The sequence below is a fragment of the Actinomyces sp. W5033 genome (assembly GCF_051303165.1).
Window position 1 is genome coordinate 21,580 of the sequence record NZ_JBPPGD010000003.1, and the last position, 17,555, is coordinate 39,134.

Annotated in this window: 7 protein-coding genes; all 7 read right to left on the bottom strand. The window is 74.3% G+C overall.

Going from position 1 to position 17,555, the window contains the following annotated elements; all coding sequences use genetic code 11:
• Window positions 1-108: 108 nt before the first annotated feature.
• The 7 genes from ACSJJR_RS02655 to ACSJJR_RS02685 all read right to left on the bottom strand — a co-directional run bounded on the left by ACSJJR_RS02655 (window position 109) and on the right by ACSJJR_RS02685 (window position 17,486).
• Complete coding sequence (locus tag ACSJJR_RS02655; protein ID WP_435941765.1) at window positions 109-9,558, bottom strand: fatty acid synthase subunit beta domain-containing protein; 9,450 nt, start codon at window positions 9,556-9,558, stop codon at window positions 109-111.
• Between the two features lie 64 nt (window positions 9,559-9,622).
• The gene (locus ACSJJR_RS02660) at window positions 9,623-11,191 is read right to left on the bottom strand and encodes an acyl-CoA carboxylase subunit beta (protein WP_435941766.1); all 1,569 of its coding nucleotides are present in this window, start codon (window positions 11,189-11,191) and stop codon (window positions 9,623-9,625) included.
• Window positions 11,192-11,281: 90 nt separating this feature from the next.
• Window positions 11,282-13,159 carry a biotin carboxylase N-terminal domain-containing protein gene (locus ACSJJR_RS02665; protein WP_435941674.1) on the bottom strand — a complete coding sequence of 626 codons (1,878 nt, stop codon included), beginning with the start codon at window positions 13,157-13,159 and terminating at the stop codon, window positions 11,282-11,284.
• A gap of 340 nt (window positions 13,160-13,499) precedes the next feature.
• On the bottom strand, window positions 13,500-14,171 hold the full coding sequence (rpe, locus tag ACSJJR_RS02670) for a ribulose-phosphate 3-epimerase (RefSeq protein ID WP_435941675.1): 672 nt from the start codon (window positions 14,169-14,171) through the stop codon (window positions 13,500-13,502).
• A 50-nt stretch (window positions 14,172-14,221) separates the two neighbouring features.
• A complete protein-coding gene (locus tag ACSJJR_RS02675; protein WP_435941767.1) occupies window positions 14,222-15,589 on the bottom strand; it encodes an RsmB/NOP family class I SAM-dependent RNA methyltransferase in 1,368 nt (455 codons plus the stop codon).
• Between the two features lie 254 nt (window positions 15,590-15,843).
• Window positions 15,844-16,800: a methionyl-tRNA formyltransferase gene (fmt, locus tag ACSJJR_RS02680; RefSeq protein WP_435941676.1), complete on the bottom strand. Its 957-nt coding sequence runs from the start codon at window positions 16,798-16,800 to the stop codon at window positions 15,844-15,846.
• Between the two features lie 5 nt (window positions 16,801-16,805).
• Entirely contained in the window at window positions 16,806-17,486 is a 681-nt protein-coding gene (locus ACSJJR_RS02685; RefSeq protein ID WP_435941677.1) for an HAD-IA family hydrolase, read from the bottom strand.
• Window positions 17,487-17,555: the final 69 nt, after the last annotated feature.

Below are 17,555 nucleotides of genomic sequence, written 5' to 3' on the forward strand. Positions count from 1 at the left end.
CGGCGGCGCGGCTGCCGCCACAGCAACGGGCGGGGCCCGCAGCAAGCACCTGCTCGCTGCGGGCCCCGCCCACACTCACTGACGGTGCGGCCAAGCGCACCGCCGGGGTCACTGCCCCGCGTGGTACACGCCGTCGGCGCCCAGACGGGCCTCCGGGTCGAGCAGCATGGCGGCCTCGACCTCGTGGGGGTCGCGGTGCGGGCCCTTGTCGCCCAGGCGACGGCCCTCAACCGGCTCGAAGAGCGAGGCGCGCCCGATCATGCCCGCCCGACGACGGCGCGCGCCCTCGGCCAGACGACGGTTGGCGCTGGCGAGCCAGGCGTCCACGGCCTCCTGGCCGCCGGCCTGACGCAGCGCCGCCTCGAAGGCACCGGGGTGGACCACCGCGATGAGCCCGGAGACGTGGCCGAAGCCCAGGCTCGTGAGCAGGCCGGCACGCACCACGCCGCCGCGGGTGGGCAGGCAGATCGGCGTGCGCGGCCACACCCAGAAGGCGTCCTTGGCCAGCGGCGCGTCCACGACGTCGAGGCTGGCGTTGCCGGGCGCGACCCCGGTGGCCAGGACCTCGGTGAGGCCCGCGATCTGGAACAGCGCGGCACCACCCTTGGCGTGACCGGTCACCGACTTCTGCGACACCGCCACCAGCGGGTTGCCCTCGCTGCGGCCCAGGGCACGGGCCAGGCGCGTGTGCAGCTCGGACTCGTTGGGGTCGTTGGCCTTGGTTGAGGTGTCGTGCTTGGACACCACGGCGATGTCGTCGGCCTCGACGCCCAGTGCCCTGAGCGCACGCGCCAGCCGGGAGCCCGTGCCGCCGCGGCCCGCACCGAGCGCACCCAGGCCGGGGGCCGGGATGGAGGTGTGGGCGCCGTCGGCGTAGGAGGAGACGAAGCCGAGCACACCGGCCACCGGCAGGCCCAGGCGCTGGGCCACCGAGGCCCGGGCGAGGATGACGGTGCCGCCTCCCTCGGCCTCGACGAAGCCGCCGCGACGGCGGTCGTTGGCGCGCGAGAAGTGACGGTCCGAGATGCCCTTGGCGCGCATCGCGGCCGCCTCGGCGGTGGCGTTCATGTTGCCGAAGCCGACCACCGACTCGATGGAGATGTCGTCGATGGCGCCGGCGACGACGACGTCGGCCTTGCCCAGGACGATCTTGTCGAAGCCCTCCTCGACGGAGACCGCTGCGGTGGCGCAGGCCGACACCGGCTGGACCATCGAGCCGTAGCCGCCGACGTAGGACTGCATCACGTGCGCTGCCACGACGTTGGGCAGGGCCTCCTGGAGGATGTCGCTGGGACGCTCCTCGTCCAGGAGCCTGCCGACGAACATCTTGCGCATGGACTCCATGCCGCCGAAGCCGGTGCCCTGCGTGGAGGCGACGTCGCAGGGGTGAACGGCCGTGAGCAGCTCAGCGGGAGTGAAGCCGGCCGCGAGGAAGGCCTCCACCGCGGTCACGAGGTTCCAGGAGGCGATCGTGTCCATGCCCTCGACCATCGAGGCGGGGATGCCCCACCTGCGCGGGTCGAAACCCGTGGGCATCTGGCCGCCGACCGTGCGCGAGAGCGCGGCCCGGCGCGGCACACGCACCATCGAGCCGGCCAGGCGGGTGACGGTCCACTCCCCCGTCTGCGCATCGGCCTCGATGAGCGTGTGCTCGGGGTCGGCCTGCGCCACCGAACGGGCCGTGGCCTCGTCGGGGACGCTGAGGGTGATGTCGGCGTCGAGGTAGACGGGCACGTCGATCTCCGCGTCGGGGGCGATGACCCCGTCGTCGGTGAACTGGCGGATGCCGCAGCGGGCCACCACCTCGTCGCGGTAGCGGTCGTAGATCTCGTCCTCGGCGACCATCTCGCCGTCGGCGTCGTACCAGCCGGCCGTCGGGGAGTCCTGCCACGTGAGCAGGCCCATGCCCCAGGCGAGCTCGAGCACGCCGGCGGCGGTGAGCTCGACGTCCTCGCCGCCGCTCATGCCCAGCTCGGCCTGACGGCGGGTGCGGGCGGTGCCCCAGGTCGAGACCTCGCCGGTGGAGACGATGACGACCATGTCCTCCAGGTCCGTGGTGACCTCGCCCCAGTCCGGGGCGGTGGGCTGCACCGGAGTGACCGGGGTGGGCAGGGCGGCAACGCTTGCCTGCGTCCCGGACTCCTCGACGGGGGCCTGTGGGGTGCCGGCGGCCTGCTCGCGCAGGGCCACGAGGTCCACGCCGTCACCGAGGCCGCCGGTGAGGTCGGCGTCCACCGGCGCCTGGGCGGCGGCGGCACGCACCTGGGGAAGGCACAGGGCGACGAGCTCGGCGGCGATCTCCTCGGTCGCCCAGGTGCGCACGCCCGCGGCCTCGACGGCGGCGACCAGCGGGTCGTTGCCGCCCATGAGGCCGGTGCCGCGCACCCAGCCGATGCGCGGGTGGGCCAGCGTGACGCGCTGGGACCAGGAGCTCTCGGAGGACCAGCGGTTGACCACGGCGTCCAGAGCGGACTTGACCTCGCCGTAGGCGCCGTCGCCGCCGAAGGTGCCTCGGTTCGGCGAGCCCGGCAGCACCACGTGCAGACGGTGGTCCACGTGGGTGTCCGTGCCAATGGCCGACAGCGCCGCGATGGTGCGCTCGACGCTCCACAGGAGCAGGCGGGTCTGGGACTCGGACTCGGGGCCCGCGTCGGCCAGTGTGCCCGACACGCGCGGTGCGGCGAAGGGGAACAGGAGGGTCGGAACCAGCGCCTCCTTGACGAGGGTGGAGGTGCCGCCCGAGGTGACGACCTCGTCGTTGCCGATCCACGCGGCGAGCGCGTCAACGTCGCGGTACGAGGCGAGGTTGGCCGGCACGATCCACAGGCGCGCCCCGGCGCTGGCGTGCTCACGGTAGAGCCTGGTCGCGAAGGCCAGGCGCTCGTGGGTCAGACGCGAGGAGGTGGCGATGACCGTGGCGCCGCCCGACAGCAGCTCGCCGACGACGGCCGCGGCGATGGAGCCGGGGGCCACGCCGGTGACAACGGCAACGTCCTCGGCCCAGCGGACCGGGGCGGAGCCCGGCTGCGGCGTCGTGCGGGCGGCCTCGCTGATGGCGCGGGCGAGGGTCGCACGCTTGCCGTGGCCCTCGGACTCCAGGCGCTGCGCCCACCAGGCGGCCTGGTCGGCCACGGCCTGGCCCAGGCCCGTGAAGCGCTCGGGTGCCAGGTGCTCGCGCGCCTGGCTCATGCGCATCTCGCCGTTGCCCAGGCGGGCAAGGTCCTCGCGGGCGGTGGCCCAGCGGTCGTCGATGAGCACGGCCCGCCGCGGGTCGAATGCCGGGGTGACGGAGGCCAGCCAGCCGGTGCCGAGCTCGGCGTCAACGGCGGACACGAGGGCCTGGGTGGCCGCGGAGTCCGAGGCGGCCTCGGCCAGCGCCTCAGCGCTGGCGCCCGCGGGGGCGGCCAGGCCGAGGGCCTCCAGCAGGGTGCGGGCCGTCGTGGCCAGCACGCCGGCCTCGCCGGTGACCTTCTCGCTGAAGGCGTCCAGCGCCGCGGAGTCCACGACCGAGCCTCCGGCGCCACCCCCCGCGGAGGGCTTGGCGACGGCGACGCCGTGGTCTGCGGCGACCGCCTGGACGGCCTTGTCGATAAGGGCGTCCACGGCGGCGGCGGAGCCCAGCGGGGCCGAGGAGCCCAGGGTCGCCAGGTCCTCGCCGCGCACGGAGGCGCCCTCGCGGGTGCCCAGGAACAGGGCGACGGTGACGTGGGAGACCCAGCCCTCGCCCAGGCCCCAGGTGCCGGTCACGCGCTCGGCGACGCGGCTGGCGCGCACCCCCGACGGGCCGAGGATCCGGCCCAGGCCGGAGCGGATGGCGTCGGTGAGCACGGGGCCGAAGGGCTTGTAGCCTGGGGCGCCCTTGGCGACGATGGCGGCCAGCGAGGGCATGTCGGCGTCAGCCGCGCCGTCGATGGAGGCCAGCTGGAGCTCGGTGCCCAGGTCCATGAGGAGCTGGTTGCGCCGCGAGGAGACGCCGTTGGTGAGGGTCTCGGTGGTGTCGGTGGCGCCGATCTGGCTGGGGGCCAGGCGGGCGGCGTGCGCGAGCAGGACGGTCAGGGCGTCCGTGGCGCCGAAGGGCAGGTCCTCGACCGGGCCTGCGGCCACGGCGGGAGCGGGCGCTGCGGGCACGACCTCGACCTGCGGGGCCTGCTCGGGCTCCGGAGCCTGCGCAGCCGTGTCCGGGCTCGGCGCCGAGGCCACGGGCGCGGGCGTCGCCGTCGGCAGGGCGTCGTCCATGACCTCCTCGACGGCCGGGTCGGTGTCCGTGGCGAGCACACGCGACTCGTCGCGGCGGACGTTGTGGACGACGACCCGGCGTCCGGCGTAGGCCGGCAGCAGCAGCGTGCGCGCCGCCATGTTCGCCAGCGTCGGGGAGGCGGCCAGGCCGACCTCCACGAGGTGCTCGATGCCCAGCCCGCCGTCCTGCTGGGCGCGGAAGAGCACGTCCTGCGTCTCGATCCAGCGCACCGGGGAGGCGAACTGCCAGGCCAGGAGCTCGACGAGCAGCAGGCGGGCGAGCTCACGCGGACGGCTGGCACGCGCCGGCCAGTCCGCCAGGGCCTCACGCACGGGCTCGGAGGGCACGACGTCGAGGATCGCCTGGGCGAACTCGGGCGTCAGGGCGAAGGGGCGTGCCACGAGGTTGGGCACGTAGCGGCCCACGAGGCGCTCGTGGTCGAGGTCCTGCGGGATGAGGGCGAGCAGCCGGTCACGGAACTCGGGCACGCCCGGACGCAGCACCTCGGAGTGGAAGGGCACGTCGATGCCGGGCACGTACATGAAGGGGTTCTTCGCGCCGCGCGCCTCGGCCCGCTCGCGCGAGTCGCGGGCCAGGGCCTCGAGCCCCTTGACCGTGCCTGCCACCGCGTACTGCTGGCCGGCGAGGTTGTAGTTGACGATCTGCAGGAACTCGCCCGAGGCCTCGGCGACACCGGCCACGTAGGACTCGACGTCCTCAGCGCGGATGCCGGCCATCACCGGGCGCAGGGCGCCCATGCGGTAGTTCGACGCGCCGTTCTCGTCGCGCTCGACGAGGCTGTGCATGGTCGAGCCGCGCTGGAAGACGATGGAGATCGTCGTCTCCACCGGCATGACGCGCCCGTAGGCGCTCAGGGCCGTGTACTCGCCCAGCGAGTGGCCGGCGAAGGCGGCGTCCTCGACCAGCGCCCCCGCCTCGGACAGCCTGGCCACGGTGGCCATGGCGACGGTGGCGAGCGCCACCTGCGTGAACTGGGTGAGGTTGAGCAGGCCCTCGGGGTGGCGGTAGGTGGTGCCCCGTGCCGTCATCTCGGTGGGGTTGTCGCGCACGAGGTTGATGACGGAGAAGCCGAGCTCGGCGCGGGTGTGCGCGTCGGCGCGCTCCCACACCTCGCGGGCGGCGCGCGAGGCGCTCATCTCGTCCAGGCCCATGCCCTGGGCCTGGATGCCCTGGCCGGGGAAGACGTAGGCGGTGGGCTCGGCGGTGGTGACCGCGGTGCCGCGTGAGACGACCTCGTCGCCGATGCGGCAGGTGACCTCCAGGGCGAGGCCGCCGCCGCGCACGAGGCCCGTGCGCTCGACGGAGATCTCGACGACGTCCTCCAGGTCGACGGTGCCCAGCATGACGTAGGTCCAGCCGGCGAGCACGTGGCGCTGGCCGTCGACGTCGGTGGAGGCGGCGACCTGCTCGGCAGTGGCCGACAGCCACATGCCGTGCACGAGCGGGGCCTGCATGCCCGCGACCTTCGCGGCGTGGTAGCTGGTGTGGATCGGGTTGTAGTCACCCGAGACGCGTGCGAAGGCCGTCATGTCCGTGGGCGCGGTGACGCGCACGCGGCGCAGCAGGCGGCGCGCAGCGGGCTCGACCTCGCGGCCGGTGCCGCCGGCGAGCTCGGGTGAGGAGGGCACGGCCGTGCCGTGGGCGCGCCCACGGATGGCGAAGCGCTCGCGCATGAGGGCGATGACCTCGCCGGAGCGCTCGCCCTCGGAGGCGTCGGTCAGCTGCAGGCGCACATCGACCACGCGCCCCGCGCTGGACTCCTCCAGAGCGGCGACCCAACCGTCCACGCGCACCCGAGCCTGCGGGCCCGCCCAGGCGGCCAGGTCGGCCAGCGAGCGGTGCAGGTCGACGGTGTGGTCCAGGTGGACGGCGCCCAGCAGCCCCTCGATCAGCGGCATCCCGTCCTCGACAACCGAGCCCAGGGCGGCGTAGACCGTGGGCCAGCAGGGTCCCAGCAGCGCGTCCGGCACGAGGCTGGCGGCGCTCAGGCCCGTGGGAAGGGCGTTGGCGGTGACGGCGGCGTGGTCCACGCCCAGGGTCGCCGCGAGCGTGAAGGAGTCGTGGACCGTCCCGAAGGGCTGGGTGGCGGGCCGGCCGAGCGCGTCCACAGCCCCCTCGACGGCGGCGACGACCTCGGGCAGGGCCTCGATGTGGTCACCGGCGGCGGAGACAGAGCCGACGCCGGCGGTGCGGCGCAGCAGCTCGTTCATCGTGTCACTGATACGGCTGGGGTCCACCAGGGGGGCGGCCCCGTCCCAGGCGGCGGCGAGCCGCAGGGGCACGACCAGGCGTCGCACGGCGTGGACGGACTGTCCGCCGGGAGTGGCGTCCCAGTGGGTGTCGAGGTGGATGTCGAGGTCGTAGGCGTCCTCGGCGACGTCGGGGCGGTGGACGACGTCGTAGGCGCTGTCCTCGAGGACGCGCGCCGGGTTGGTGGTCAGGTGCCCGTTCCACAGCACGTGCGGGGTGGCGCGCACCAGCTCGGTGGCGTCCTTGACGGGGGCGGCCCCCACGGCCGGCGAGCTGGCGCCCAGGCGGCCGGCGGCGGCCTGCTCGGCGGTGCCGGCCTCCTGCAGGGCCTGGACGGCGGCGGCCTCGAAACGGCCCAGGAGGTGGCCGATGGGCTCGTTGACGGTGGTGATGCCGGCGACCGCGACGGGCCCCGGGATGATACGCACCTGGTCGGCCGTGTAGCGCGGGTCCTGCGCCTGCCACAGGGAGTCCTGTCCCCAGCGGCGCAGGATGTCGGCGTCGAGGACCGGGACGAAGGGGCAGGGCTTGGGGTGCTTGGCGCACAGGTCCACGAACCAGGCGGCGTCCGCGGGCTCCACGAGGGTCGTGGTGGCGGCCGGGTAGCGCTCGGCGACGGCGGCCAGGGCGGCGTCGGAGTCGAGGACGCTGGCGTGGTCCGCGAAGAGCGTGGGGACCTCGCCGTGGTCGGCCTCGCTCAGGCGGGCCTCGACCCGGTGCAGCATGTCGAGGAAGCGGTCGTACCAGCCCTCATCCATCCAGTCGGCCTCGGTGGCCGCGCGGCCCTCGTGCGGGCTGACGGTCAGCTCGGCGTAACGGGTGAGCCACTGCAGGTAGGTCATCGCGTCAACGTCGCCGAAGTAGGGCTTGGCCGTGCGGGACATGGCCTCGATGAGCTCGTCGCGGCGGGCGGCGACGGCCTGCTCGTCACCGGCGACGGCCTGGATGAGGCGGGCGGCGCGGGCGGAGGAGTTGTCGATCTCGTACAGGTCGGCGCGCAGGTGCGACAGGCCCGAGGTCATGCCGCCGGCGGAGGCTCCCGAGGCCACCCAGCCGTCGATGGCGCCCTCGGTGCCCTCGGTGATCCCGGGGGTGTCCACGAGCAGCTGCTTGACGTCCTCGTTGGTCCTGGCCTCCAGGGCCGTCATGGCGGCGGTGCCGACCATGACGCCGTCAACCGGGGCGTCGGCAGTGCCGTAGCGGCGGGCCCAGGCACCGGTGAGGTAGCGGGCGGCCTTCTCGGGGGTGCCGATGCCGCCGCCGACGACGAGGACGATGTTGTCGCGGGCGCGCACGGCGTCGTAGGTGGCCAGGAGCATGGTGTCCAGGTCCTCCCACGAGTGGTGCCCGCCGGCGTGCCCGTCCTCGATCTGCATGATGACCTGGGCGTGCGGCGCGGCAGCGGCAATGGAGATGACCTGACGGATCTGGTCCACCGTGCCGGGCTTGAAGGCGATGTAGGGGAAGCCCTCGCCGTGCAGACGCTCGATGAGCTCGAGGGCCTCGTCCAGCTCGGGGATGCCGGCGGAGATGACGATGCCGTCGATGGGGGTGCCGGCGCCGCGGGCCTTGGACAGCAGGCGCTGCGTGCCCAGCTGGAGGTTCCACAGGTAGCGGTCCATGAACATGGCGTTGAAGGCGGCCGTCCGGCCCGGCTCGAGCTGGGCCTCAAGGGAGGCGAGGTTGTCGGCCAGGACCTTGGCGGTGACCTGGCCACCGCCGGCCAGCTCGGCCCAGTAGCCCGCGTTGGCGGCCGCGGCGACGATCTCGGCGTCAACCGTCGTGGGGGTCATGCCCGCAAGCAGGACCGCGGAGCGGCCGGTCAGACGGGTGAAGGCCGTGGACAGGGTCAGACGGCCGTCAGGCAGCCGGGTCAGGCGCGGGGCGAAGCGGGCACGGTCCACGCTGGGTGCCGGGGCGGCGCCGGGGCGGTCGAGGTCGTCCAGGGCCCGGGCGGTGCCCGCGGCGACGACGCTCGTGCCCGTGCCGGCGACGACCGCCTCGGTCAGGCGGGCCAGGACGGTGCCGGGGCCGAGGTCGAGCACGAGGCGGGCGCCGTCGGCGCGCTCCAGGGCGTCGGTGACCAGGGCCGGCCAGTCGACCGGGTCGATGAGAACGGCGACGGCGAGGTCGTGCGCCAGCCCGGTGTCGATGCCGCAGCGTCCGGCCCAGGCCACGACGTCGCTCACGGCCTGCTCGAGCAGCGGCGTGTGGAAGGGGACGGAGGTGGCGAGGAACTCGGTGACGGGAGCCAGGACGGCGCCGCCGCGGCGACGCTCCTTGCGGTCCTCGGCGGAGCGGGCCGCGGCCTTGTCCAGGGCGGTGACGACGCGCTCGAGGTCCGTCGGGCGCCCGGACAGGATGTGGGCCTGGCGGCCGTTGACGACGCCGACGGTCACGGCGTGCTCCCCGGTGAGGCCGGGCACGCGCGTCAGCACGGCATCCAGGACCTCGCGGGTGACTCCGCGCACGGAGAGCATGGGGGTGGACTCACCCGAGGCGCCCAGTCCCAGGCGCTGGGTGGTGCGGGCAGCGGCCGCGCCGATGAGACGCGCCAGGGCGTGGACGTCGGTGACGCCCTCGTGCGTCATGTCGCCGCCGGCGGCCGCCAGGGCCCGCAGCAGTGCCACGCCGAGCACGCCCTGCGAGTGGCCGATGACCGCGGCGGGGGCGGTCTCACCCAGGACGTTGACGCCGGCGCCGGGCAGTCCGGCCAGCACGGCGTGCTGGGCCATGAGGATGCCGGGCACGGACACGTCGGCGGTGTCCGCGGCGGCGCTGGCCGGGGCGAGCGGGGTGGCGGACTCGTCGAGCAGGCGGCCGCCGCGCGGGGTGACGACGAGCAGGTCGGTGGACACGGGGGCCAGACGGCGGCAGACGGCCTCGTCCAGGGCCACGAGGCCGGCGGCGAGGCTGCGGTCGGTGCCGACCAGCTCGCTGAGGGTGGCGCGCCACGGGGTGGCCTGTCCTCCGAACATGAGGACGTAGCCCTCGCCCTGGGCGAGGCGGTCGGCCGTCGTGGTGCTGGTGGTGGTGGGCTGGGTGCTCATGCGGTCCTCAGTCGTCGGGGTCTGGGTCGGGTCGGTGGTGGGGGTGCTCGTGCTCACGTGGGGCTCACAGGGGTCCGTTGTCGTGCTTCTTGGTTGGCGTGCGCGCCGCGTCCTGCTTGGCCGCCAGGGCGGCGAGGGAGTCGACGATGACGGTGCGGGTGTCCTCGGGGGCGATGACGGCGTCGATCTCCCCGATGGCCACGGCCTTGTCGGGGTTGATGACGCTGCTGTCGTACTCGGCGACCAGGCGCTCGTGCTCGGCGGCGGCGGCCTGCTCGCCCTGCTCGTCGCGCACCCTGGCCAGCTCGCGGCGGTGGATGATGCCGACGGCGCCCGCCGCGCCCAGCACGGCGATCTCGGCGCCGGGCCAGGCGAAGTTGAGGTCGGCTCCAATGGCCTTGGAGCCCATGACGATGTAGGCGCCGCCGTAGGCCTTGCGCAGCACGACGGTCACCAGCGGGACGGTGGCGGTGGCGTAGGCGTTGATGACCTTCGCGCCGCGCCGGATGATGCCGGCGTGCTCCTGCTCGGCGCCGGGGCGGTAGCCGGGCACATCGACGAAGGTGACGACGGGCAGCCCGAAGGCGTCACAGAAGCGCACGAAGCGGGCGAGCTTCTCGGAGGCGTCCACGTCGAGGGTGCCGGCGTCAACCATGGGCTGGTTGGCCACGATGCCGACCGGACGGCCCTCGAAGCAGGCGAAGCCGACCACGACGTTGGCGGCGAAGTCCTCCTGGACCTGGACGAGCTCGCCGTGGTCCACGAGGGCTGCGACGACATCGACGACGTCGTAGGCCTGCCGGGTGGAGGCGGGCACGATCGTGCCCACGCCGGCAGCGGCCAGGCGGTCCTGGACCCGGTCGGCGTCGTCGTAGGCGTAACGGGGTGCCTCCTGCTCGGCGCTGGAGGGCAGGTAGGCCAGCAGGGTGCGCACCTGGGCCAGGGCGTCGGCCTCGTCCTCGGCGACGTAGTGGACGACGCCGGAGACCGAGCCGTGGATCTGCGCGCCGCCGAGGTCCTCGGCGCTGATGCGCTCACCGGTGACGGCGCGCACGACGTCGGGCCCGGTGACGAACATGTGCGAGGCCTCGCGGGTGGCGATGACGAAGTCGGTCAGCGCGGGGCTGTAGACGGCGCCGCCGGCGCAGGGACCGAGGATGACGCTGATCTGCGGCACGAGCCCGGAGGCGGCGCAGGTGCGGTTGAAGATGCGCCCGTACTGGCGCAGGGCCGCCACCCCCTCCTGGATCTTGGCGCCGCCGGAGTCGATGAGCCCGATGACCGGGATCTGCAGCCGCAGGGCGTCGTCGAGCAGGCGCACGATCTTGTCGCCCTCCACCGCGCCCAGCGCGCCACCCGAGACGGAGAAGTCCTGGGAGTAGACGGCGACCTGACGGCCGTCGATCTGCCCGAACCCGGTGACGACACCGCTCGGGCGGGCCTTGTCCCCCGCGCCGGAGCCGGTGTAGCGGCCGATCTCGAGGAAGGTCGAGATGTCGAGCAGGGCGTCGATGCGCTCGCGGGCGGTCTGCTTGCCCTTGGCGTGCTGGCGGGCGGCGGCGGTGTCCTCGGCCTCGCGGGCGATGCGGTCCGCGCGCTCGCGGAAGGCCTCGGTGGCCGGCGAGCCGGCCAGGGTCTGTGCCAGCGGGAGGCCGCCGGGGGCCTGGTGGGGCCTCGGGGTGGTGGCGCCGGAGGCGCTGGGGGTGGCGGTTGTGGTCACGGCTCAGGCCTCCTGTGCCTCGTCGGTCGGCTCACCGGGGCTGCTCAGGCGCAGCAGCTCCTCGCCCGCGCTGACGGTCTGCCCGGCGCTGACGTCAACGGCCTCGACGAGGCCGTCATGGGGGGCGTGCACGTAGTTCTCCATCTTCATCGACTCCAGGACCACGAGGAGGTCGCCCTCGTGGACACGGCACCCGGGCTCGACGCAGATGCGGGTGACGATCGCCTGCATCGGGGCGGCGATGACGCCCTCGGGTGCGGGGGCGCCGCCGTCAACGGCAAGCTGGCCCCCGGAGCGGGCGCGTGAGCGCGAGCGCAGCGGCTGGGGGGCCCGGTGGGGACGGGCCCCGATGTTGTGCCGGGCGCCGGGCCCACCCAGGATGCCGTCGGGCAGGGTGAGGCTCAGGCGGCGGCCGTTGATCTCGATGACGTAGCTTGAGCGGGTGCGCGGCCCGGCGACGGTGCTCGTGCCCGCGCTCGGGACCTCGCCGATGAGCGGAACGCTGGCGGCCGCCGGGGCGCTGAGGGCGGGCAGGACCGAGCTCTCGATCCAGCGGGTGGTCACACCCAGGCCGCCGTCGGCGTCCGGTCCGGTGAGCTCGGGGCGGCTGAGCACGTGCTCGTGCAGGGCCGTGCACACGGTGACGCCCTCAACCACCGTCTCGCGCAGGGCGCGGCGGGCGCGGGCGAGGGCCTGCTCGCGGCTGGCGCCGGTGACGACGATCTTGGCGAGCATGGGGTCGAACAGGGGGGTGACGACGTCGCCCTCGACGACACCGGACTCGATGCGGACGCCGGGGCCCGCGGGCCAGCGCAGACGGGTGATGGTCCCGGTCGAGGGCGACATGCCGGTGGCCGGGTCCTCGCACGTGATGCGCAGCTCGACCGAGTGCCCGCGGACCTCGGGGACCTCGCCGAGCCCGCCGCCGGCGGCGATGCGCAGCTGGACCTCGACGAGGTCGGTGCCGGTGACCTCCTCCGAGACACAGTGCTCGACCTGAAGCCGGGGGTTGACCTCGAGGAACCACAGGTCGCCCTCCGGGGTGAGGAGGAACTCGCAGGTGGCGACGCCGACGTAGCTGACGGTCTCAAGCAGGCGCCGGGAGGCCTCGACGAGGCGCTCGTGGGTGCCCGCAGGCAGGAAGGGGGCCGGGGCCTCCTCGAACAGCTTCTGGTTGCGCCGCTGGAGCGTGCAGTCGCGGGTGGACACGACGGCGAAGGCGCCGTGGCCGTCGCGGGCGCACTGGGTCTCGACGTGACGGGCCGCGGTGACGAACTTCTCGAGGATGAGGGTGCCGCCGCCGGCCTCGGCCGAGGCGAAGGCGGGGGTGGTGCGGGCCTCGTCGTCGTCGTGCAGGACGGTGATGCCGCGTCCGCCACCGCCGTCGGTGCGCTTGAGGGCCACGGGGTAGCCGTGCTCGGCGGCGAAGGCGATGACGGTGGCGGGGTCCGTGACCGAGTCGGTGATGCCGGGCACGGGGGCGACCCCGGCCCGCTCGGCGGTGGCGCGGGCGCTCATCTTGTCCCCCAGGGCCCGCATGGCACTGGGGCTGGGGCCCACCCACGCGATGCCGGCGTCGATGACGGCCTGAGCGAAGGAGTCGTTCTCGGACAGGAAGCCGTAGCCGGGGTGGATGGCCTGGGCTCCGGTCTCACGGGCCAGCGCGAGGACGGCCTCGGCGTCGGTGTACCCGCTGCCCTCGGGCAGGGCGTAGGCCTCGTCCGCGAGCTCGGCGGCCGGGGACATGAGGTCCTCAGGCGTGTAGGGCAGGATCGACGTGCCGCCGAGGTCGCGGACGGTCCGCACGACCCGCAGGGCGATCTCTCCGCGGTTGGCGATGAGGACGCGGTCAAGGACCCTGGTGGTCGCTCTCGTGGGCACGGTGCTCCTCTGTGTCTCGGCGCTCTGAGGAGGATCGTGGTCCCGCACAAAGCGGGATCCCTTCGGTCCTCCGGGCCGGACGCCCGTGCCAGCACCTGAGCGCTGACGGGGGTGGTCGTCCGGCGGTGCCGTCACAGCACGTGATGCACAAGGGCATGACGTGGCTGCGCCAGCACCCCCACGCTAGAGGCGATCCGTTTCAGCGTCACTTGTGCGCACCACACAAAACACGCCGCCCTTGTTGTGCCCATGGCGCCGTTCCGCGACATCCCGGGGCTTGGGGCCCGTGCAGGAGAGGATGAGGAGATCGCAGACGAGTTTTAGAGGTTACCCACAAACCTCAGGGGTGGTGGTGCCCTGAGGCCAGCGCCCGCAGGTGCTCGACCTCCTCCAGGGCGTCCTGCGCCCCGTAGACGGCCGAGCCCGCCACGAAGACCGTCGCCCCCGCCTCGGCGGCGCGCTCGATGGTCGAGCGGTTGACACCGCCGTCCACCTGGATGCGCAGCTCGAGGTGCTGCTCGCTGACAAGGCGCCGCGCCTGGGCGATCTTGGGGAGCATGAGGTCGATGAAGGACTGGCCGCCGAAGCCGGGTTCCACCGTCATGAGCAGCAGGAGGTCGATCTCGGCCAGGACCGGCTCCAGCACGCTCAGCGGCGTCGCCGGGCGCAGGGCCAGGCCCGCGCCGGCACCCAGGCGGTGCAGCTCACGCGTCAGGACGAAGGGCGCCCTCGTGGCCTCGGCGTGGGCGGTGACCACCGCGCAGCCCATCTCCGCGTACTGGGGCGCCCAGCGGTCCGCGTCCTCGATCATGAGGTGGGCGTCCACGGGCAGGCTCGTGTGCTCCAGCACCGTCTGGGCCAGGGAGGGGCCGCCGAACTGGTTGCCGACGAAGTGGTTGTCCATGATGTCGAGGTGGAGGCCGTCGGCGCCCTCGACACGGGCGAGCTCATCGGCCAGGTGCGCCTGGTCGGCGTTGAGGATCGAGGGGTGGATAGCGGCGCACGGGGTCATCGGGGCTCCTTCACAGTGCGGGACTCACAGGGCAGGCGCGGGCTCGTCGCTCAGGAGCGCCGTCGCACGAGCGCGCAGAACATGGCGTCTGTGCCGTCCACGTGCGGCCACAGCTGGAGCATCTGGTCACGGGCGCCCGCCGGGGGCACAGGGGCCACGCGGGTGGCGACGTCACCGGCGTGCACGAGCTCGGTGTCCTGACCCTGCCGGGCCAGGCGCCTCATGACGTCCTGGACCACCAGACGGGTCTCCATCACGTGCGGCGAGCAGGTGACGTAGGCGACCAGGCCGCCCGGACGCACCGCCCCCAGGGCGCTGGTGAGCAGCTCGCGCTGGAGGCCGGCCAGCTCGGTGACGTCCGTCGCCTCCCTGCGCCAGCGCGCCTCGGGCCGGCGCCGCAGGGAGCCGAGCCCCGAGCAGGGGGCGTCAACGAGCACCCGGTCGTAGCGGCCCGGCTCGGCCTGGCCGTAGCCGCGCCCGTCCTCGCACCGGACCTCTGCCACGCCCTCGGGCACGGCGCGCAGGGCGCCGCGCACAAGAGCCGCTCGGTGCGCGGTGACCTCGTTGGCCACGAGGTGGGCACCGCGCTGGGCTGCGCGGGCGGCCAGCAGGCTCGCTTTGCCGCCGGGGCCGGCGCACAGGTCGAGCCAGCGCTCGTCACGGCCGTCGAGGGGGGCCTCGGACAGCAGGAGGGCAACGAGCTGGGAGCCCTCGTCCTCCACGCCCGCGCGCGAGCGCCGCACCGCCTCCACACGGCCGGGGTCGCCCCCGTCCATGATGAGGGCGTAGGGGCTCAGGTCACCGGGACGGGGCTTGGTACCGGTGGCGGCCTCAACCTGGCGGGCCAGGTGCTCGGGGCTGATGAGGCCGTCACGGGCACACAGGACGACGGCCGGGTCGGTGTTGTCCGCGGCGAGCAGGGCGGCGAGCTCGTCCTCCTCTCGCCCGTGGGCCATGAGGGCCTGGCGCATGGCCCACGTGACCCACAGGGGGTGGGACTCGGTCAGCGACAGGGCGGTGAGCTCGTCGGGGGCCTGGGCGGAGACCTCCTCGAGCCAGGCGTCGAGGTCCTTGCCCGCCACGCGCCTGAGCACGGCGTTGACGAGCCCGGCGGCGCCCCGCCCTGCGGCGTGGGAGGCGAGGCTGACGGTGGCGTCCACAGCGCCGTGGGTGGCCACGCGCATGCCGAGCAGCTGGTGGGCGCCCAGGCGCAGGACGTCGAGGACGACGCCGTCGAGCCTGTCCAGGGGACGGTCCACGCAGCGCGAGATGATCGCGTCGTAGCGGCCCTGCAGGCGCAGGGTCCCGTAGGTCAGGGCCGTGGCGAAGCCGGCGTCACGGCGGGTGAGGCGGGCCTCGTCGACAAGAGGCGGCAGGACGAGGTTGGCGTAGGCGCCGTCCTCACGCACCCGGGTCATGGCCTTAAGGCTCACGAGGCGCGCCGGGTCCGCCTCGTGCCGGCGCGTGCCGGGGTGCCTGCCCTGCCCGTGGCGGGTGCCCGGCTGCTGCCCGATCCCGTCTGCCTGGCCGGCCCCGCGGGCCCGGTGACGGCGCCCGCCCTGGTTGCCCTGGCCGCGCTCGCGTCCCTGACCGCGCCGTTGGGCGCCGGCGTGGGGGTGTGCTCCACCGTGCCCGGCACCACGCCCTGCCCGGGCGCCCCGGTCGCCGCCCATCAGCGAGCCTGCCCGTCGTCGCTCGTGCCCAGGCGGGTGCCGGGGACGGGGCGCGCGCCACGGGCCCAGGCGCTGGCCTCCATCCAGCTCTTGCCGGCCGGGGCCACGAGCCCCAGCCTCACGCTCGTGCTCCCAGTTCCCACCAGGACCTCTCGTTTGGTCACGTGCAGCTCTCCGGGTGCCAGGGTGGCGTCGCCCTCGGCCACGGCCTCGAGGGGGCCCAGGCGCAGGGATGTGCCGAGGTAGGTGGTGCGGGCCCCGGGGGCGGGGGTGACGCCGCGGACCTGCCGGTCGATCTGCTCGGCGGGACGGCTCCAGTCCACCACGCCGTCGGCCGGCACGAGCACGGGGGCCAGGCTCACGCCCTGCTCTGGCTGCGCGGTGGCCACGGCGCTGCCGCGGGCCAGGCCGCTGAGCACGTCCAGGACGAGGGGGACGCCCTCGTCGGCGAGGCGGGTGAGCAGGTCACCAGCCGTGTCGTGCCGTGTCACGGGCACGGTGCGCGTGGCGTAGACGGGCCCGGTGTCGAGGCCCTCCTCGAGGCGGAAGACGCTCGCCCCCGTCACCCGGTCCCCGGCCATGACAGCCCGCTGCACGGGGGCGGCGCCGCGCCAGGCCGGCAGGAGTGAGAAGTGGAGGTTGAGCCAGCCGTGGGCGGGCACGTCGAGCAGGGCGGGGGGCACGAGCCTGCCGTAGGCGACGACGACGCCGACCTGCGCCCCCAGGCCGCGTACCCAGGCCTGCGTGTCCTCGTCCTTGAGGGTGGCCGGGGTGCGCACGTCAAGGCCGGCCTCACGGGCGAGGGCGGCGACGGGTGAGGGGTGCAGTGTGCGTCCGCGGCCCCGGCGGGCGTCGGCGCGGGTGAGGACCCCGACGACCTCGTGCTCCTCGTGGTCCATGAGGGCACGCAGCACGGGCAGGGCGACCTCGGGGGTGCCGGCGAAGAGAACACGCATGGGTCTCAGTCTATGGCGGCGGGCAGCAGGCCCCGTGCTGCCAGGTCCTCGCGCAGCGCGGCAGCGGTGGTGAAGTGGTGGGTCAGCAGGCCCACGGCCGCGGCCCCGGCGGTGTTGGCCGCGGAGTCGTCCACGAAGAGAGTGCGCCCGGCACTGAGCCCGTAGCGCTCGAGCAGGAGGCGGTAGACGCGGGCGTCAGGCTTGACCAGGCGCTCCTCGCCGGAGACGACGACGCCACGGAAACGGGCGAGCTCCGGCACGCGCTCACGCCCCAGGGGCCACAGCAGGTGGTTGAAGTTCGTCAGGCAGTACAGGGGCGTCCCGGCGCCCAGCAGCGCCTGGACAAGGGCAGCGGTGCCGGGGACGGGACCGGTGAGGGTGTCCTCGAAGTGCTCCCAGTAGGTGCGCATGGCCTCGACCTTGTCCGTGCGCGCGGGCTGCTCGGCGGCGACGGCGGCCAGCACCTCCTGCTTAGTGGCGCCGGCGTCCCACAGGGCGTTCCACCGGGTGAACTCGCCGGTGGTGGCCATCTCCTCCCACACCGAGGGATCGACCCGCCCCTGGACGGCGCGGTGGGCCTGCCACCGGTGCAGGACGTTGCCCCAGTCGAGGACGACGGCGTCGATGGGGACCGCTCCGTGCCCGGCGCAGGCCGTCTGAGGGGCGGACCCGCTGCTGTGCTCCACGGCGTCTCCTCACACTCGGTGCTGCTGGCCTGCCATGCTACCCGGGGCTCCTGCCGGTGACCTCCCCGC